The sequence below is a fragment of the Martelella mediterranea genome (assembly GCF_021021415.1).
Lineage (GTDB): Bacteria > Pseudomonadota > Alphaproteobacteria > Rhizobiales > Rhizobiaceae > Martelella > Martelella mediterranea_C.
The window spans coordinates 1-18529 of record NZ_JAINWJ010000035.1 but is presented as its reverse complement, the minus strand read 5'-3'; the positions used below and the strand labels follow the sequence as shown (position 1 = coordinate 18529).

21 protein-coding genes are annotated in these 18529 nt (G+C 61.6%); 15 read left to right on the top strand and 6 right to left on the bottom strand.

What is annotated here, in order from left to right; all coding sequences use genetic code 11:
* The 4 genes from K7H91_RS18325 to K7H91_RS18310 form a co-directional block, all read left to right on the top strand.
* Positions 1-389, top strand: a 389-nt coding sequence (locus tag K7H91_RS18325) for a hypothetical protein (protein WP_230721673.1), incomplete at its 5' end; no start/stop codon positions are given.
* 107 nt (positions 390-496) lie between these two features.
* Positions 497-1171, top strand: coding sequence for a lysophospholipid acyltransferase family protein (locus K7H91_RS18320; RefSeq protein ID WP_230721672.1), 675 nt, complete (start codon positions 497-499; stop codon positions 1169-1171).
* Positions 1168-2121 (top strand): phosphatidate cytidylyltransferase, encoded by a 954-nt coding sequence (locus K7H91_RS18315; RefSeq protein ID WP_230721671.1) that lies wholly within the window; start codon positions 1168-1170, stop codon positions 2119-2121. Before K7H91_RS18320 ends, K7H91_RS18315 begins: the two co-directional genes overlap by 4 nt.
* Positions 2122-2206: 85 nt before the next feature.
* Positions 2207-2866: a CDP-alcohol phosphatidyltransferase family protein gene (locus K7H91_RS18310; RefSeq protein ID WP_230721670.1), complete on the top strand. Its 660-nt coding sequence runs from the start codon at positions 2207-2209 to the stop codon at positions 2864-2866.
* Positions 2867-3141: 275 nt separating this feature from the next.
* Here K7H91_RS18310 and K7H91_RS18305 read toward each other — a convergent pair whose 3' ends face one another.
* The gene (locus K7H91_RS18305; RefSeq protein ID WP_230721669.1) at positions 3142-3525 is read right to left on the bottom strand and encodes a winged helix-turn-helix transcriptional regulator; all 384 of its coding nucleotides are present in this window, start codon (positions 3523-3525) and stop codon (positions 3142-3144) included.
* 53 nt (positions 3526-3578) lie between these two features.
* On the opposite strand from K7H91_RS18305, the gene K7H91_RS18300 reads away from it, so the two are divergent.
* Positions 3579-4388 (top strand): SDR family NAD(P)-dependent oxidoreductase, encoded by an 810-nt coding sequence (locus tag K7H91_RS18300; RefSeq protein WP_230721668.1) that lies wholly within the window; start codon positions 3579-3581, stop codon positions 4386-4388.
* A gap of 45 nt (positions 4389-4433) precedes the next feature.
* Positions 4434-4811: a VOC family protein gene (locus K7H91_RS18295; protein ID WP_230721675.1), complete on the top strand. Its 378-nt coding sequence runs from the start codon at positions 4434-4436 to the stop codon at positions 4809-4811.
* 58 nt (positions 4812-4869) lie between these two features.
* Here K7H91_RS18295 and K7H91_RS18290 read toward each other — a convergent pair whose 3' ends face one another.
* On the bottom strand, positions 4870-5331 hold the full coding sequence (locus K7H91_RS18290; RefSeq protein ID WP_230721667.1) for a hypothetical protein: 462 nt from the start codon (positions 5329-5331) through the stop codon (positions 4870-4872).
* 68 nt (positions 5332-5399) lie between these two features.
* Entirely contained in the window at positions 5400-6041 is a 642-nt protein-coding gene (locus K7H91_RS18285) for a TetR/AcrR family transcriptional regulator (protein ID WP_230721666.1), read from the bottom strand.
* 89 nt (positions 6042-6130) lie between these two features.
* Here K7H91_RS18285 and K7H91_RS18280 point away from each other — a divergent pair, with 89 nt between their 5' ends.
* The 5 genes from K7H91_RS18280 (at position 6131) to K7H91_RS18260 (ending at position 13726) form a co-directional block, all read left to right on the top strand.
* Positions 6131-7501 carry a DHA2 family efflux MFS transporter permease subunit gene (locus tag K7H91_RS18280; RefSeq protein ID WP_230721665.1) on the top strand — a complete coding sequence of 457 codons (1371 nt, stop codon included), beginning with the start codon at positions 6131-6133 and terminating at the stop codon, positions 7499-7501.
* Between the two features lie 45 nt (positions 7502-7546).
* Positions 7547-7909, top strand: a complete 363-nt coding sequence (locus K7H91_RS18275) for a hypothetical protein (protein WP_230721664.1) — start codon at positions 7547-7549, stop codon at positions 7907-7909.
* Positions 7870-9405: a winged helix-turn-helix domain-containing protein gene (locus K7H91_RS18270; protein ID WP_230721663.1), complete on the top strand. Its 1536-nt coding sequence runs from the start codon at positions 7870-7872 to the stop codon at positions 9403-9405. Before K7H91_RS18275 ends, K7H91_RS18270 begins: the two co-directional genes overlap by 40 nt.
* A gap of 251 nt (positions 9406-9656) precedes the next feature.
* Positions 9657-13208 (top strand): S8 family serine peptidase, encoded by a 3552-nt coding sequence (locus K7H91_RS18265; RefSeq protein WP_230721662.1) that lies wholly within the window; start codon positions 9657-9659, stop codon positions 13206-13208.
* Between the two features lie 38 nt (positions 13209-13246).
* The gene (locus tag K7H91_RS18260) at positions 13247-13726 is read left to right on the top strand and encodes a hypothetical protein (protein WP_230721661.1); all 480 of its coding nucleotides are present in this window, start codon (positions 13247-13249) and stop codon (positions 13724-13726) included.
* Between the two features lie 28 nt (positions 13727-13754).
* Here K7H91_RS18260 and K7H91_RS18255 read toward each other — a convergent pair whose 3' ends face one another.
* The 3 genes from K7H91_RS18255 to K7H91_RS18245 form a co-directional block, all read right to left on the bottom strand.
* A complete protein-coding gene (locus K7H91_RS18255; protein WP_018066715.1) occupies positions 13755-14300 on the bottom strand; it encodes a hypothetical protein in 546 nt (181 codons plus the stop codon).
* 21 nt (positions 14301-14321) lie between these two features.
* Positions 14322-15143: a hypothetical protein gene (locus K7H91_RS18250; RefSeq protein ID WP_230721660.1), complete on the bottom strand. Its 822-nt coding sequence runs from the start codon at positions 15141-15143 to the stop codon at positions 14322-14324.
* Between the two features lie 125 nt (positions 15144-15268).
* A complete protein-coding gene (locus K7H91_RS18245; RefSeq protein ID WP_230721674.1) occupies positions 15269-16219 on the bottom strand; it encodes a helix-turn-helix transcriptional regulator in 951 nt (316 codons plus the stop codon).
* A gap of 198 nt (positions 16220-16417) precedes the next feature.
* Between K7H91_RS18245 and K7H91_RS18240 the strand changes: the two genes are divergently transcribed.
* The 4 genes from K7H91_RS18240 to K7H91_RS18225 all read left to right on the top strand — a co-directional run.
* Positions 16418-17098: a dihydrofolate reductase family protein gene (locus tag K7H91_RS18240; RefSeq protein WP_230721659.1), complete on the top strand. Its 681-nt coding sequence runs from the start codon at positions 16418-16420 to the stop codon at positions 17096-17098.
* A gap of 11 nt (positions 17099-17109) precedes the next feature.
* Positions 17110-17475 (top strand): ArsR/SmtB family transcription factor, encoded by a 366-nt coding sequence (locus tag K7H91_RS18235; protein ID WP_230721658.1) that lies wholly within the window; start codon positions 17110-17112, stop codon positions 17473-17475.
* Positions 17456-17929, top strand: coding sequence for an SRPBCC family protein (locus tag K7H91_RS18230; protein WP_230721657.1), 474 nt, complete (start codon positions 17456-17458; stop codon positions 17927-17929). Before K7H91_RS18235 ends, K7H91_RS18230 begins: the two co-directional genes overlap by 20 nt.
* 247 nt (positions 17930-18176) lie before the next feature.
* Positions 18177-18529: HPP family protein (locus K7H91_RS18225; RefSeq protein ID WP_230721656.1), on the top strand; the 353-nt coding region annotated here is incomplete at its 3' end.

Genomic DNA, 18529 nt, shown 5'->3' with positions numbered 1-18529 from the left:
GTTTTGACGCATCGGGTTATCGAAAAACCGGATTCCACTTTTCGCCCGATACTCTAGACACGGATGCCATGCACTTTATTCAACCCGCAATATGCGCGCGACGTCAATTCGCTGTTTATGCAGCCGGGCCGCCCCAGCGAACGATCGCGGCGCTGGACGGCAAGTATGCAAGGCAAGCACTCATGAAAATACTCTCCCTGTTGTTCGGCATCCTGCTCCTCATCGGAACATTCGTGTGGTTCTCCTATTTCGTGCCCCTGGGCTGCGGGATGAACCCCACCGGATGCCGTGAAGAATTCAGCGTCTGGAGCCAGATCGGCTTCATCCATTTCTGGGCACCGATGGCCGTGGCGGCAGCAGCCATAATTTATGGAATCAGGCGGACATAAGACCGGGGCTATCGCTCAGCACTGTCGAGGACCATGCGATTTGTTCGTGAGAATGCTGCGGGCTATAAGGTGCCGATGGCAGGATTCGATTTTTGCGTGGTGGTCGGATGAGGTTGGTTGTTCGCAGATTTGCGGCCGGTTTCGTTGCCGCGCTGATCGGCTTTCTCGCGCGCCTGATCACCGCCGTTCGTGGTGTCCGTCACAGCGATGAGGCCTACACCGAGCCCTGTGTCTTTTACGCCAACCACGCGAGCCATGGCGACTTCATATTGATTTGGACTGTGCTTCCGCCGGGCTTGCGGGCCGAGACCAGGCCTGTTGCAGGAGCGGACTACTGGCAAGCCTCTCGTCTGCGCCGGTTCATCGGTGTCGACGCCTTCCGGTCACTTCTGATCGCCCGAAATGGTGAGCATGCCGATATCGATCCGATCACTGCGATGGCGGAAGCGCTCGATCAGGGGTCGTCTCTGATCGTTTTTCCCGAGGGAACCCGCAACACCACCGAGGATAGATTGCTGCCGTTGAAGAGCGGCATTTTTCACCTTGCCGAAGCGCGGCCCGATGTCGACTTCGTGCCGGTCTGGATCTCCAACCTGAACAGAGTATTGCCGAAGGGGGAATTCCTGCCGGTTCCGCTGCTTTGCGTCGTTCGCTTCGGAGCGGCGCTTCGGCTTGATCCCGGGGAGAGCAAGGCGGCGTTTCTGGAAAGGGCGCGTGACCGGCTTCTGGCGCTCGCGGATGAGGACGAGCCTGTCTGCAATCGTGGAACGGAGCAGCCATGAGCACGACCGCGATCCCGGAACTCGGATACATGCTTCTGGCCGTCGGGCTTATTCTTATCGTAGCCTCGGTCACAGGTTATGTGCTGAAACGAAAGTTTTCTCCTGACGGTGGCAATGATGCGATCGAGAACCTGAACGCCCGCATCCGCGCGTGGTGGGCCATGGTCGCGCTTCTCGGCATCGCTTTTCTCGCGGGAAAGACCGGCGTCGTTGTGCTGTTTGCGCTTCTGTCCTTCGCAGCACTCAGGGAATTCGCGACGCTGACGAACACCACGCGCGCCGACCATCGGGTTCTGCTAGCCGCTTTCTTCGTCGTCCTGCCGGTCCAGTATTATCTCGTCTGGGCAGAACGGTATGGCATCTATTCGATCTTCATTCCGGTTTACGCCTTCCTCTTCCTTCCGATCCTCGCGGTTTTGCGAGGGAATGTGGATGATTTCCTGGTGCGGATTGCGGAGACCCAGTGGGGCCTGATGATCTGCGTCTTCTGCGCGAGCCATGTCCCTGCGCTGCTCAGTCTCGACATACCCGGCTATGACGGGCGTAACATCCTGCTGATCGTGTTCCTGATCTTCGTGGTGCAGATGAGCGATGTTCTGCAATATGTCTGGGGCAAGCTCCTCGGCCGGCACAGGATCGCCCCGCGGCTATCGCCTTCCAAAACGGTCGAAGGCTTTGTCGGCGGCGTTGCGAGCGCGACGCTGATCGGCGCGCTTCTCAGCTGGATGACGCCGTTTTCCATGCTTGAGGCGGGCTTGCTCGCCTTCGCCATCGCGCTCATGGGGTTCTTTGGCGGCCTGGTCATGTCGGCCATCAAGCGCGACAGGGGCGTGAAGGACTGGGGACATCTGATCGAAGGCCATGGCGGTTTCATCGACCGGCTGGATTCGGTCGTGTTCGCGGCGCCGATTTTCTTTCATCTCGTCCGGTTCTGGTGGTCGACCAGCTAGCACGGTATTTGTCATCTGGAATGCGGCCGCCGGCAGGGCGTGTCGACAGGTCGATCCGCAGAGAAACTTGATGAGGGGAGTAGCCATGCCCGACCTTGAACACCGTCGGCCCCTTGCCAGCCGGCAGACGGCCTGGGCGCAAGCGACTGTCCGCATGCTTGCGAAGACGCCGATCACGCCAAACCAGGTCTCGTTTTTGAGCATGGTGATGGCGGGGGTCGCCGGCCTGGCATTCGCGTTTTCCGGCGATACGGCCGGGGCCTTGCGGATCGTCCTCTTGCTCGCAGCCGCGCTGTTTTGCCAGTTGCGCCTTCTGTGCAATCTGTTCGACGGCATGCTCGCGGTCGAGGCCGGTCGCGCGGCGGACGATGGCCCGTTCTGGAACGAGGCGCCCGATCGTGTTGCCGACACGCTCATCCTTGTCGGCGCGGGCTATGGGTCTGGCATGCCCGAGCTGGGCTGGGCGGCCGCAGCGCTTGCCATTTTCACGGCCTATCTTCGTGCCTTTGCACAATCGCTCGGCCAGCCCGCCGATTACCGTGGCCCGATGGCAAAGCCCCAGCGGATGGCGACGCTGACGATTGCCGCATTGCTGTGTCTGACGGCACCCATGCTTGGGCTCTCCATCGGCTTCGTGCTTGAGGCAGCATTGTGGCTGATCGTGTTGCTTGCGGCGGTCACCTGCTGGCGCCGGGGGAGACGGATCCGCAAGCTGCTGCGGGCCAAGGCCTGCCAACCGCAATAACCCGTTGAAGCGCGAAACCATGAAAGAAGGGCAGGGCGGCTGCAAGATGTTCTTGACAGGACCCAGGCAAGCGCTCTCCAGAGTCAGCCGAAGCAGTTTGCCGGCCAGCGACATGATGATGGTTTTGCCCCTGCAGCGCGATTGGCGCTGTGTGCCCCGACCACGCGTGCGTGGTCGCTTCTGCCTTTCACGGACATCGGTAAACGTCTTGCGAAAGGCAGTAGGCAACGACCTTTCGGCCGACGAGGCTTTGCTCGTCTGGCGTCTTCATCCCATTATCTGACGGCCCGCTCATGGTCCTCCGCGAACTGGCGGGCGGCGAGCAGAACCGGCATCAGGGCCTGGCCGCGCTCTGTCAGGCGGTATTCCACCCGGGGAGGCGTTTCGCCGAAATCCGTTCGCAGGATCAGACCGTCCGCCTCCAGCGCGCGCAGGTGTTGGGTGAGCATCTTCTGCGACACGTCAGGCATGTCGCGCAGAAGCTGTGAGCTTCGCAACATCTCGTCGGCATAGAGGCGAAACAGGACCGGCAGTTTCCAGCGTCCGCTGATCATCCGCAGGCAACGCGTCACATGCGCGACCGCGCCATCCGCGCCAAGGCAGGCGCTTCGCTCCAGTGTGTTGACAGGCACTTTTTGGTGCGTTCTTGCGGCGTCCATCGCGTCACTCCTAAATCACGGGCTCAACGTAACACAGTAAGAGGAGCCGGTTCATGGATCTACATATTGAGGGCAGGACCGCCCTGGTGACCGGAAGCAGCAAGGGCATCGGCGCAGGCATTGCACGGGGGCTGGCCCTGGAAGGCGCAACCGTCATCGTGCACGGCCGCGACGTAAACCAGGCGCGCGGCGTGGCGGAGCAGATCGAGGCGGAAGGTGGAATGGCGCATGTCGTAACCGGCGATCTCACCGATGCCGCTCAGGTCGAGGCAATGGTATCCGCGGCCCGAGCCGCCGCCGGCGATATCGACATTCTCGTCAACAATGCGGGCGGTTCGGGCGGCGCGTCCGATTGGAGCACGACGGAGGCCGCTTCATGGGCCGCGACCTATGACGCCAATGTGCTGGCGGCCGTGCGCGTGACAAGCGCCGTGCTGCCGGCCATGCGGCGCGCGCGGTGGGGACGGATCATCAATATCGCCAGCCTCGCCGGCCTGATGCCGCCCGCAGCGAACCCGGATTATTCCGCCGCCAAGGCGGCGATGCTTGCGATGTCGGCTTCCATGGCGAAAGCCGTCGCCGCCGAAGGCGTGACTGTGAACACGGTTTCCCCCGGCACTATTCACAGCGGGAAGCTCGACTTCAGGTTCCGCGAGGTCGCGCAAGCCAAAGGCATCGCGCCGGATGCGTCCTGGGACGAGGTCGAGGCAGCGGTCCTTTCGCTCTTTGCGGCGGTTCCCGTTGGACGGGTGGGAACGCTGGAGGAGATTGCGGATGCCGTCTGCTTCCTTGCCAGCCCGCGCGCCGCCTACATCACCGGCTCGAACCTTCGTCTCGACGGCGGAATGCTGCCGGCGATCTGAAACGACCGCCCAAGGTCCCATCAGTTTAAGGAAACAGCAATGAGCATCTTCGATCACGTCAGCCTCAAGACCACGCGCCTCTCGGACATGCAGCGCTTCTACGAAGCAGCGCTCGCGCCGCTGGGCATAGAGAAGAAGTTCTTTGTCGATCGCCCTGAGGGCGGGGTCGCCGGTTTCGGCCGGGAGCGCGTGGAACTTTTCATTATTGGCGCGTCGGGCCCGATGCCTACCCCGCTTCATCTCGCCTTTCGCGCCAGGAACCGAGAAGAGGTGGCGGCCTTTCATGCGGGCGCCGTCTCCGCCGGCGGCGCCGACAACGGCGCACCGGGGATACGCCCGAACTATCACGATGCCTATTATGCCGCTTTCGTCATCGACCCGGATGGCAACAATGTGGAAGCGGTGTTTCAAGGCCGCGAATGAGCGCGCAAACCCCATGCATTTGGTCCGGCAACGGGAGCAACCGTTTGCCCTGCGGCGCCTATGCGACCCTCGCCGCTGCAATCGTGGCGACCAGCATTGCGCCACAGGCAAGGATGTCCAGCGGCAGGCGCGCCAGGCTTCGGCGCGTCCATCGCCTTGCAGCGGTTTCCGTGTCCGGTCCGGGGGTCGCCTTTTCGAAAGCGAGCGCCTTCGGAATGAAATCGAAGGCCGACCAGAACCGCATGACGGCGTGGCTTGCCATCGCGACCAGAAGCCAGAACCGCACATCGGCAATGGACCAAGAAAGAGCAAGCGCGATGACGAGCAGCACTTCGAAAGTCGCGTGTGCCGGTATCCAGAAGCGCTTGCGCGATATGCCGCCATGATCGGGCTGTATCAGGTCCGGTCGTCGAGGCCAGGCGGGATCAATCACGCCGACCTCGTAGAGGCCGCCGCCAAGGCCGATGAAGGCCAGCGATGTGGTGAGAGCGGTTGCCGGAAGGATGAGGTCTGTCAGCAAGGGCTGCTCTTTGGTTCGTCTTCTCAATGGGGGGATGGGAGCGTTCTCTGCCAGGCCGGAGACGGTGTTTACTCTGAACGCTGCCGATCGCGAACCGGCTTTCCACTCGCCTCTGCGGTCAAACGGTCAAGGTGATACCCTAAGCTTGCAAACGCGCGCTCAGCGGTCTGCTGGCCGACGAGAACCGCGGTTCCGAGGCCGTGTATCAGGGATATCAGGATGGTTGCTTCGATCTCGCTATCGAGAGCGGCATGAAACGCGCCGTCGGATTTTCCCTTCTCCAACAGCGATGCGATCCGCTCCTGCTGCCGGTCGGGGCCATCCACGAAGGTTCGGTCCGAAATCTCCGGGTCGGTCATCGCAAGCATCGCATAGGAGGTCCAGAGCAGGTGAAACTGGCGGCTTTCGTGATCAGTGGGAAGCGCAACGGCGAAATATGCCTCAAGCGTGGCGCGCACACCGGGTGACGGCCCAAGACTTTGAAGACGGTCACTCAGGCGTTCATTGCTGATGGTCTCGAGAGCGTCGAGGCCCGATTGCATCAGCCTGGCCTTGGTCTCGAAATAATACTGCACCGATCGCAGCGAGATGCCGGCTTCGGCGGCAACGCCGCGCAGGGAGACGGCATGCAACCCCTCACGCGCGGCGAGGCGCATGAAGGCTTCCAGGATCATGGAGCGACGTTCGTCGTGGTCGACGGTTCGTGGCATGGCCGGCCGGCCTCGCTTATGGTCATTTTTTATGGTACAAACGTATCATAAAGATTCGCCATTGTCATCTTTCGCACGCGTTGAACGCCATGTCGCTTTCACCTCCCCAAATTCCAGGCCGGCTTTGGGCGGTCGCCGCCATCACCGGCTCCGGCGTTTTCATGGCGATGCTCGATTCGACCATCGCCAACCTTGCGCTGGAAGCCATCCGCTCCGACCTCGCCGCGCCCTTGTCGTCCGTTCAGTGGGTGGCGACCGGCTATCTGATCGCACTCGCCGTTTCGCTGCCGCTCACCGGCTGGCTCGGCCGACGCATTGGCGACGGTCGCCTCTGGAAAGCCAGCATCCTTGCCTTCGTGCTCGCTTCGATCGTTTGCGCGCTCGCGCAGTCCGTGACGCAGCTGATCGTGGCGCGCTGCCTGCAGGGGCTTGCTGCCGGGCTGATGGTGCCTGCCGGTCAGGCGGTGCTGGCATCCACCGCCGAACGGCGTCAACTTGGGCGGCTCATGGGGATCGTGGGGTTTGCCATCGCCCTTGGGCCGGCCCTGGGACCAGCCTTTGGCGGCGTGCTGATCGATACGGGCTCCTGGCGGTGGCTGTTTCTGATCAATGGACCGGTGGGCGCCGCGGCCCTGATCGGCGCCGCGCGCCTGGTGCCGCCCGGCAACAGGTCGGAGGAGGCTCGGATCGACGCGCGCGGACTGATGCTCATCGGTTTCGGCCTCCCGTTGCTGCTTTATGGCGCGGCGGAGATCGGATCGAACGCTATCGGCATGCTCTCCTTGGCAATCCTGGTCCTCGGGACTGGTTTGACGTCCACCTTTGTCGTCCACGCCATCCGAACGCCCGATTCCCTGATCGATGTCGCCCTCCTTGCGCGGTCGGATTTTGCCGCGCCAGTCGTGACGGCCGGATTGACCGGCGCGGCCATGTATGGCGGATTGCTGCTCCTGCCGATCTACCTGCAGCGCAGCCTTGGACAGACGTCAACGGAAGCCGGCCTCATGCTCATGGCCATGGGCCTTGGCTCCGCCTGCATTCTGCCGGTAGCGGGAGCGTTGACCGATCGCCATGGACCAAGAGGGGTATCGCTGACCGGATGCGGGTTGCTGGTCATAGCGACACTTCCTTTCCTAACCTCCGCCGCTATCGCACTTCCCGCCATCATCCTTTTTCTCGTCACACGCGGAGCCGGCCTGGCTTTGGCCCAGATGCCTGCGATCACAGCTGCCTACAATCAGGTTGACGAGACCAGAACCGCTGACGCCGCGACGCTGATCAACATCGCCCAGCGTCTGGGAGGCGCGTTGGGCGCGATCGCCATGGTCGCCGTCATCGAGCAGTTCGGCGTCTTTGCATCGGCGACAGCGTATCAGATTGCGTTCGGAGCGCTGGTCGTCATGTCTTTCGGAGCGCAGCTGGCTGCGACACGCATAAAGGCGCGCGGCCAGGCCAGGTGAGCTCTGAGATCAGGACATTTGCTGGCTCGACAACGGAGGCACATCATGGGACATCCATATGACGTGGAAAATGCGACGCGGCTGCATGTCGAGTGGTGCCGAGATCTGATCGATCGCACCGGTCTCACCATAACCAACCAGACCGAACCGCTCATGCGCGCGGTGATGTTCGAATTGCGGCGGAGCATCGCTCCCGGCGCTGTTATCGCGATGGCGCTTCCCACCGCAATCGCGACCGTCTTCGGCACCACCAGACGTGGCACGCCTGCAATCGACAAAGAGGAACAAAACACGGTTTGCGATCAGAGGTTTCGCGGCTCGCGCAAGGCGTGCTTTACCATGTGCCGAGCAGACCATAGGGTCGGTGCATGCGGTATCTTGATATTGAATTTTCAGAGGATTTCCTGACGGCTGACCGCGACGGAGACGGTACGCGACTGACCTTCACACGGCAGGAAAGAATTCTGCTGCAACATTTTACGGCCAATAACGGGCGCCTGCTCAGCCGCAATGATCTGCTCTCTGTTTTAGGCGGACAAAGTGACGCCATTAGCGACCGTCATGTCGATTTCCTGATCAACCAGCTCCGGCGCAAGCTTCAGGACGCGCCGCGCACACCCCGCTTCATCCGAACGCAGTATGGCGAAGGCTATGTCTGGATTGCGCCGCACACGTCGGTGAATGCAGAGAATCCGGACGCGTTTCTGATCATCGGACCCATCCGCGGTCTGAAGCGGGGTGGGGCGGAGGCGGAGCGCTATCTCGCTCAGCTCCATCAAGCGTTTCATGCAGGCCTCGGTTCCGACAGGACGGTGATCGTCGAGGAGTCCCACAGGGTCGAAACGCGGCACTTCAGCATCGAGGTGGTCTTTCATCTTCATGGCGAGTTTCTTCACGCCGCGCTGCTTCTAAGGCATGCCGGCCAGTTTATCGGCATGAAACGGGTCGATCATCGCGCAGGCAGCAATGCGGTCGGCACAGAGGACATCTTGCAGGCCATCTGGTCGCATCTCGCCCTGCCGCCGCCGATCGGCGGGCTGCCCGATGACCTGCCGCCATGGATCCGCCAGCATGACGCGGCGCTCACGCTCAGCGGCAACCCGGCCAAGGTTAGCTGGCGGGACAATGCGCGCATGCTAGAGCGCGCCATGGCGGAAAGCCCGCATGATCAACGGTTAAACGTGATGTGGGCGCTCAATCTCTATGCTCGGCTGCTGCAGAGCATGAGTGAACCGGATCAATGGCTTTCCCATGAGGAGTGGCAGGCGATCGAGCGGGAGATTGAAGAGACCAGCCTGTCCGCTCTGGGCGACCTGCCCAAGATGCCCGAAATGGGACTGGCCGTCGCCAAGCTGCTTCTGTTCGTCAACAATGAACATACGGAGCTCGCCGAAAGTCTGGTGGATCAGGCTCTCCAACATGGTTCTGCCTTTGCCACCGCGGCGGCCTTGCGGGGAGAAATCGCGGCGATCGAAGGGGACATCGATGCCGCGTGCCAGCTCTACGACGAGGCGTTGGAACTCGCCGAGCCGGGCACGGAGTTCTTCATCTATCTGACGCTGCTGAAGGCTGGTGCACTGCGCGCCGGAAACAGGCTGGACGCGTTGCAGGCGCTCGCCGAGCGTCTGCGCATGACAGCGCCGCTCGCGCATGCCCGCCTGGGTCTGCTGCTCGCGCCCGAACTGAACGAGGGCCATATGAGCCGGACGGTCGCGGGCGCCGAGCTGACATCGGCCATCGCGGCGCACATGCTTCAACTGCTTTACAATGTCTTCGGCCGCCGCTTCAAGAAACTCGAGCACCGCCGAAACATCATGGACGCGCCGATTGCCGCTTTCTCCGCGGCCTTTGGCGACGATGTCGTCAGCGAGAGCATCAGATCCGGCGTATCCGATCCGGCCTAAGCCCGGCGCGGCGGCGATAATCTGGTGCATTTTCTGCGGCCAGGGCGGATGACGCGTCCACGACACCGACGGTGGAAACTTGCGAAAAGTCAAGAAAATCGCCGTTTCAAATACTGAGCAAACATTTCTGTGAGATGACCGGATCGTTCTGTTTCGCGCAGGCGGACGGGGCGGGGACGGTTCGTCAGTCTGGTCAACGCCGCTTGCCGCTGCCGAAACATGTTTGTGACCGGTCATGATTGGACATGCGTATGCCCATAACCCCTGCCTTTCCTCGCTCCTCTCTCTCGGGCCGGTTCGGAACTGTCGCCGTCTCGGCGATGCTGGCCTCGACTTTGCTGGCGACCGGCGCATTCGCGCGCGCGGACGATCTTCCGCCGCGACCTGTCGAAGAGAGCGAGGCCCTTGCCGATCGATCATCGGAAGCGGTAAGGGCGGCGCTGCAGGAGGCAACAGCCTTTGGTCGCAAATCGCTTCTTGCCAGTATCGTCGAGAACGCGCGGCTGACGCCTGAGCGCGCCGACCTGATCGAAGCGGAGGCGCGGAGGCTTCGGCCCGATCTGGCCGCATCAATTTCCAAGGCAGTAGCATCCGGCCGCCACCTCGCAAGCCTGTTTCCCGAGGCTTCGGTGTCCGGAACGGTCCGGACGCAACCTCGGGCATCCTCCCCAGCCGCGCGCGACACGCCTTATCCCGGCGGCAATCCCAACATTCCGAAAGAAGCGCTCAGTGAATATCAGCGCAACTATTCGCTCGATGCCATGCATGTCGATGCGGCGCTGGCAAAAGGTTTCACCGGAAAGGGCGTTGTCGTAGGCGTGATTGACGCCAACATTGACCGCAGTCCCGACGGCTCGCTCCATCCCGAATTCGAAGGACGCGTTGATCCCCGTTCGGTAAGCTATCTCCACTGGTTCGACACCGAACTCGATGGAGAAACGCTGACGCTCGAAGAGTTCCAGGCAGGGTTCATTCAGGGGGAAACAGACTCCTACGCCCTGGATGACCACGGAACCCATGTATCCGGCATCATTGCCGCGGGGCGGAATGGTTTCGGCATGGAAGGCGTTGCATCGCAGGCCACCATCCTGTCCGTTGGCGCGATCGCAGGCGCCGACGGAGACGTGGTCGTTGATCTTGGAGACGGGCGATCCACCGAGATCAGCATTGATGAACTGGAAGTTTGCGGCCCGAACGCGATTTACGGCGATTGCGATCCCATCGGCGGCTTCGAGGTGCCCGATACGGCCGGTTTTCATTACCTTTCTCAATTTCCTGATGTGAAAGTCGTCAATGGCAGTTTTGGCGCGGAGATTGCCGAAGATGCGACGACGTGGGAGATACCCGTCGCGCGACAAGAGGAGTTTCTTGCCGATGCAACGGCGATGCGCGCCAGTCTGGATGCCGGGCAGATCATCGTCATGGCCGCCGGCAACGAGAACTATGGAGCGCCCGTTGTCGCCGAAAATCCCATCGGCAATGGCCTGTTTCCGTTCATCCAGCCCAAAAACGAGAATGCGACAAACTCCACTGGTAACCTGATCTATGACGATGAGGGCACAGGACTGGACCTGAGCATCACCTCCGCCGAGGCCCTTCGCAAGGCCGAAAAGGAGGATGGCATTGCACGCGGACGGGTCGTCGTGGTTGTTGCGCTTGATGCCTATAACGAAATCGCCGATTACTCCAACAGGTGCGGCGTTGCGGCCGAGTGGTGTGTCACGGCCCCGGGCGGAAACCCTTATCTCCCGGGTACGTCCCCGCCGGACGGCCGCTATGACAGCGGGATCTATTCGAGCATACCCAGGGACGACGGCTTCTACGGCTCAGCCAGCGGCACCTCGATGGCCGCGCCGAATGTGTCCGGCGCTGTTGCCGTCCTGACCGAGGCCTATCCGAGTTTCACCCCGGCGGAAATCGTCGAAATCCTGTTCATGACCGCCGAGGATCTCGGCGCTGCGGGAATTGACGCGGTCTATGGTTGGGGGTTGGTGCGGCTTGACCGCGCGCTTTCGGTCGGCCCGGTCGGCATGACCGGCGAAGGCGTCTACACGGTTGGCGCGGACGGCTCCGACACGACCTGGATCGTCTCGTTTACGAGCGACGGAAGCCTTGAGAAGCAGGGCGACGGCACGCTTTCCATCCTCAACGCCGCAACATTCAGACAAGGCGCGGGCGTCGAGGACGGATTGCTGGCGGTCGATGGCGCCCTGACGACGCCGGAACTGCATGTCGGCAGGAACGGCACGCTTGGCGGTACCGGACGCGTTGTAGCCGATGTGGATGTCAACGGCACGCTTGCGCCCGGCCAGTCGCCCGGCACGATGACCATTGCCGGCAATGTGCGCCTTGCGCCGACGGCAACCATGGAAATCGATGTCGATGGCACGGGGACAGAGAACGGGGCCGGCAATTACGACCGTCTTCTCGTGGCCGGCGCGGGCAATGATTTCGCCGCCAACGGCACCCTGCAGCCAAGGTTGCGCGGCATTTCCGGCGCCGCCACCAACGCCTTTACGCCGATGCCAGGCGAACTTTTCACCTTTGTTCAAGTCGCAGAAGGCAGCGTCACAGGCAGCTTCTCTCGCCTGGACCAGCCGGATGCGGGCCTTGCGCCGGGCACGCGGTTCGACGTGCTCTACGCAGCGGATGCGCTTTCCCTGGCCGCCACGCCGGAGCGCTATGCCGATCTTTCCGCATTCGGCGTTTCCGCCACGCAAAACGAAAGAGCATTGGGCACCGCGATCGACAGAAGCCGGCCCGCGGCGGGCGTGCGCCCCGATCCCGCCTATAATGACAGTTTCAACAGGCTTTATGCCTCCGACATCGACACGCTTGCCGGCGGGCTTTCGTCGCTGACGGGCCAGATCCATGCCGAGATGGGCACCAGCGCCGTCCGCGCCATTGGCCGCTTCGCCGACCGCATCGAAAAGCGCCAGATGGGCCTTGCCACCGGATGGCTCTCCGAGACGGGAACACCCTATGGCGCCGGCGAGGTCTGGGTCAGCGGCAATCACGCCCATACGGACGTGGGTTCATCCGGTGCGATCTCCGGCTATGACGTGAACGCCAACAATGGCGCGTTCGGCATCGACTGGCATTTCGGGCAGACCATTGCCGGCGTCGCGGGCTCCTATGAATATGCCGACGTCTCGGCGAATGCGAACGGCGACGGCAATATCGGCACCTACCAGGCCGCAGCCTATGCCACGTTTGAAACTGCCGGCCCGACCGTGGCCGTGCGCGGCGGGCTTTCCTATGGCGACCTTTCAACCAGTCGGCTGACCACGCTCGGCAAGTATGCCGCTATGGCCAACGCCTCGGGTCACGGCATGGGCGGCTTTGCCGAAGTCAGTGCCTTTCAGGATTTCGAAATGGCGGCGCTGACGCTGACGCCATCCGCCACGCTCGGCTATCGCGGTTTCCATCGCGATGCCATGACCGAGACGGGCAGCCTTTTCGCGCTGTCATTGCCGGATGAAACCTTCTCCGAAACGCAGACCACGCTGGCCTTGTCCGCCTCGCATCGCTTTGTATTCGACAACGGGCTGAAGCTGGAGCCGGTGTTGAGCGCAGGCTGGCGCCATGACTCCGGCGATCTGGACGGGTCCTCAAGCCTCGCCATCTTCGGCAGCGGCTTTGATGCATCCGGCGCGGATATCGGGCGCAACGCCCTTATCGGCCGCGTTTCCGTCAATGCCATCGCGTCGGATCGTTTCACCTTTGGTGCAAGCTACGAGGCGGAGCTCAGGGACAATCTCACCAGCCAGACCTTTTCCGCCAATGCCAGCCTCAAATTCTAGAGAACCATGTTCAAGCTCAAAACAGGGGAGACAATGTCATGAAACGCGCTCATTCTCACGTCACGTCGTCAGTCCTGGCCGGGGTAGGGCTTTTGGTCGTTGCCGGCCTGACCGGCTGCGAGGTATCAGACGGCTCCATGCCATCGGTTTCGACCGCGCCCGGCTACCAGACGACCGCGGCCGCGCAAAAGGAGATGAAGGACTCGGTTGTGGGGAAATGGAAAATGTACCCGGCAATCGGCCCAACGAAACGCAACTGCTCGATCGAGTTCAAGGCGAGCGTCTTCGACCCACACAAGGGCCGCGTCAGCACGTTTGCCTGCAACCTGGTCGAGGGTCTCGGCAGCATCAACGGCGTCAGCCGCATCAATGGCTGGGAACGCAAGGGTCGCACGATCATTCTGTCCGCCATCGCGACGCCGAATATCGGCTCGTTCGACCTGCCCATCGATTCCTACCGCGACCGCGTCTACGGCAGCACCAAGGATGACATCCGCTTCGTCATGGTTCGAGACTGATCTCGATTGGCAAGCCCAAAAAACCGTCTCAATCAGCCTTGCGCAGATCCGTATCGAAGGCGCCCTCAACCTGTCGGCAGTCGTTCTTATCAGCGTCCGCAAACATGCTGTCTCTGCGGCAGACGACAGCCGAGAAGCGGCCTTGAGCGGCGGCGGCTCCGTCTTCCAACGAAAGCGCATCAAAGACGATCTCGGGGGGCGTCCCGCTATCTTCACTGAGGTAGAAAGGTTCGCTCATCCCGTCCGGCCACCAGGAAACGGACACATCCATGATGGAGGACGACGCATCGCCACCCATCAGCGAAACCTCGATCGTCAGGACGTCGCGCATGATGCTCTCGGCCTCGGGGTTGTGCGCCTGGATGGAAATGGACGTCACCGGCCCCATGGATCGGAATTCAGCCGTCGACGTCCCCTCTGATGGGATGTCTAGTGTTTCGCCCGAATAGGACGTGCCATCGATGGTGGCATCGACCGTGCCGACCGGCGTTCTTGCGATTTGGGCCTGTGCGGGCTGGATCAGGCAGAGGACGAGGCCGACGGTTGCCAGGCGAGGCGCTTGGTTCAAGTTCATTGAGCGGGTCCTTTCATGCGCTTATGGATACGACCATCCGTCGTGTTCGATGCGGAAGATGCGCAAGGGTGCGTCGGGCCGCGTGGCGTCACCGCGCAGGCGGAAGACGGCCGTGTGCATCTGGCCGAAATTCTTGACCTCGACATTGATGGTGATCATGCCCCGGAACATGGGCTGATCGGGGTCGGGAACCGGTTCGGAAACGCTGCCCTGAAAATCCTGCGCGCCAATGAGCAGCTCCGCGCCGGGTGGGTGCGATCGCAGCGCATCCCTGAATCCGGTGGAGAAAAACACGTCGGGCGCGGCTGGGTCGCGATGGCTAAGCCCCACGCCATGGTCATCATAGTCATAGAGTGCCGCGACGAGCGCTCGTGCGTGTTCGATCAGGTCATCGCCTGACCACGCCTGCGGGCCGGTCGTGGGGGCGGGGAGAATCTTCTCGACGTCCACCACTTCCTCTTGTTCCTCATGCGCTCCGCCATTTCCGAACAGGATGTCATCATCGAAATCGGCGATCAGGTAGCGTTGCGCCACCCAGCCGGCGGTAGCCAGATCGGCAGTGCGCATGAGGCACCAGCGCGGCGGCAGGGCATCGAGTTCGGCTTCGGTCATCGCCGAGAAATGCGCCATTGTGTAGAAGGGCACGCAGGTGATCTGCTGCAGTTCGCGTTGGTCATGCGCGAAGGTCGCGATCACGGGATAGTCGGCGCCTGGTCCCATGCGGACATTGAGAACGTCGTTCGGCGCGACTCCCGTTACCCGCCAGGCATCAGGGCCGGACCCGTCGATCTCGGCCTGGGCAACGCTCGCCAACAAGGCAAACGCTGCGGCGATGGCCGCCATGGCATTTCTGCGGGCTTGTCTGTTTCCAAACACGGTCAGTTCACCTCCTGTGAACTGCAAGGGTATCCCGGGTTCAGGGGCGATTGACAATAGAGCGTTTGCTCTATTGACGCGTGACAGGCGCGCTACCTGCCGCCGACAAGTCTCGCAAGTTCCGCCTTGCTGGAGATGCCAAGCTTTTCGTAGATACGTACGATCTGGTTGCGCACGGTGGATGGTGATGTGCCCAGGGCGCGCGCCACCTGCTTGTTGGTCATGCCGGATGAGAATAATCCGGCGACCTCGCGTTCGCGTCGGGGCAGGCCCGAAAGCGTCGGATGAACCGACATGTGAACGAAATGATTACTGCCAAACCGGGACATGCGCACATCGAGACGTTCCCCGCGCCAACGTTTGCCCTGATTGAGCAGTGTCATCACGTCAGCCGGGAGCCGGGCGATATGCCCAGGCCACTCTTGCCCGGCAAAATCGTGAAACGGACCTTGTGTGCACAGCACCCAGCCTTCCCGGTCCACCAGCGCAATTGCCTCATGTTCGAAGGCCGCCCGGCCGGTCCATAGTTCCCGGTTCATACGCAGCGCCTGGGACAGGTGCGGCATAAGCATCTGCTTGAACATGCGCTCGGCATCGGAGAACGTCCCCGGCCTGTCGTCCGCGCAAAGTCCAACGAAACTGACATAGCCGTCGGTTTTCTCCCCGACAATCGTCGCCATCATATGCGAGGCGTCAAAGCGCCGCCAATGCTCGTTGTACGCCAGACTTGCGCGATAGTCAGGAACGTCATCGAAGCGGGCGGTCGCGCCGAGGCGGTTGAGCGTCAGGTCGCAGAAGGCATCTTCCTGGGCGACAGTGTCCCATTCGCCCAATATCGCCTCGCTTTGGTTGAGGACGGTCAGGTCCGTGACCAGCCGGCCGTCAGCCCAGCCGCCGCCCCACACACCGAAATCGAAGGGAATGAAGCGCTGCAGGTTATTCAGTACGCGCAGACGCAGTTCGTCGGGCGTGCATTCCGAGGCGTCATGGTAAAGTTCCAGCAGAAAATCGCTGAGCCCTGATGCGTTCTCCGTTCCGCCCATCACGACAAGAGCCTCCCCGTAAAATGTTCCGCGCGGGCAAGCATATACAGAAGACGGGCAAAGCTGAATGCCACGAGCGGTAAAAGAGCCCAGGGCGGGTTAGCCTTCGCTTCGATCCTAGCGCTTCAGGAGCATCCCTTATTACCGGGAACGTTTGGAGTTCACTTTCCTCTTGAGCGAAGTATTCGGGCATGATAGTTGGCTAAAAGGAAAACTATTATGCCGGAGGCTGGAATGCGCGTTGTCATTTTGAATTTCCTGTCGCTCGATGGGGTCTATCAGGGCCCGGGATCCCCCGATGAGGATCGGTCGGATGGTTTCGAACGCGGTGGCTGGTTTGTGCCTTTCGTTGATGCGACCCTGGAGAAACGCGTCGAAGAATGGGCGGCGACAGCATCCGGATTTCTGTTCGGAAGACGGACCTATGAAGAGTTTTCGGCTGTCTGGCCCGCCATTACCGATCCAGCCGATCGCAACGCCGCCCGGCTCAACACGCTTCATAAATATGTGGCGGCCACCTACCCAGTCGATGTCGCCTGGGGGCCGGTCACGGTTTTGGACCGCAATGTTGAAGCCTCGGTCGCCGCCCTGAAGCGGGAGGAAAGCGGCGAACTTCAGGTGCATGGCAGCGGCAGATTGGGCCGGTCTCTCCTGGCTGCGAACCTCGTCGATGAACTGCGTATCGCGATCGCGCCGGTGATTGTGGGCCAGGGGCGAAAGCTGTTTGGCGACACGCAGGCGCCATCAGGTTTCAAACTTCTTTCCGAGGAGCGAACGCCATCGGGCCTCATCATGTGCCGTCTTGAGAACACAGGCAATGGATCGGCTGGAACATATGTGCGCGGGCAGACCAATCTGGCCGGCGCCGCACAGGATTGAGGAGCAGGTTGATGGCAACAGCCGCCTCGCAGATGCCCGACGATCTCAGTTCGATCTTCCTGGCGCTCGCCGATCCGACGCGCCGTGCCGTCATTGCCCGCCTCGGGCAGGGGCCGGCCAGCGTCAGCGAACTCGCAAGTCCTTTCGACATGGGACTGCCTTCATTCATGAAGCACATTAGGCTTCTTGAAAACAGCGGGATGATCCGGACCAGAAAGTCTGGTCGGACCCGCACCTGCGTGATCGACGGACCAGGCCTTTCCAATGCCGAGCGGTGGTTGGCGGAGCAGAGAAAAATCTGGGAAGCCCAGACCGATCGGCTGGAGGCTTTTGTAATGCTGGAACAGGAGGGCAGAAATGCAGACAATGACCGCTGAACTCGATCTCGAGGTATCCCGGATCATCAAGGCGCCGCGCGACCGCGTCTGGAACGCCTGGGTGGATCCGGAACGCCTTGCAAAATGGTGGATACCACATCCCCTGATCTGCCGCGTCGTCAGCCTGGACGTTCGACCCGGCGGAGCGTTCGTCACTGAAATGAGCGAGAATGACGGGCCGTTCGTGCCGCACCTCTCGGCCTGCTTTCTCGATGTGTTGCCCGGGGAACGCATCATTTACACGAACGCGCTGACCGGAGGCTGGCGACCTGCCGCAAACGGCTTTGTGACGGCGATCATCACCCTTTGCGATCATCCAGACGGCACACATTACCGCGCGCAAGCGCTGCATAAAAGTCATGCCGATCGCGAGAAACACGAAGAGCTCGGGTTTCACGATGGCTGGGGCACCGTGGTGACGCAACTGGCAGAACTCGTCGAGACCAAGACATAGTGGCAAGAGAGACTGGAGCGCATTCGGTCAAGGTGGAAGCGTCCTGCGCCAGGACCATAGGCGAAGGTGCAGTGGTTGGGATACTTGCTAGGCATGGTCTGTTGCACACCCGTTTGCGTCGACATAACGAGGTGAACGATCGTACGACCAGACCGATCTGGTCTAGATCGCGGTAGAATGAAGCTCGGTTGCCATGACGAAATCAATGACAATCACAGGGCGTCTGATCCGGGCTATCGGGCCCGCGATGGCGCCCATTTCCCTTCGGGAATCCACCCGGGCGGGTCTCGGCGCCACGCTCGGTCTTGTCATCGTGGGACTGTTCGTTCTGGCGCCAACGGTGGATCTCAGGCTCGGGCTCTATCTGGTGGCGCCCTTCGGCGCGACTTCGGTTCTGATCTTTGCGGTGCCCAACAGTCCTTTGGCCCAGCCATGGTCCGCAATCGTCGGCAATACGCTTGCCGCAATTGTCGGCGTTGCCGTGTGTCTCACCGTTTCGGAGCCGTCGCTCCGCATCGCCCTGGCTGTGGGCATTGCGATTGCGCTCATGAGCCTCGCTCGCGCCGTCCATCCGCCGGCCGGGGCTGTCGCAATGACCGC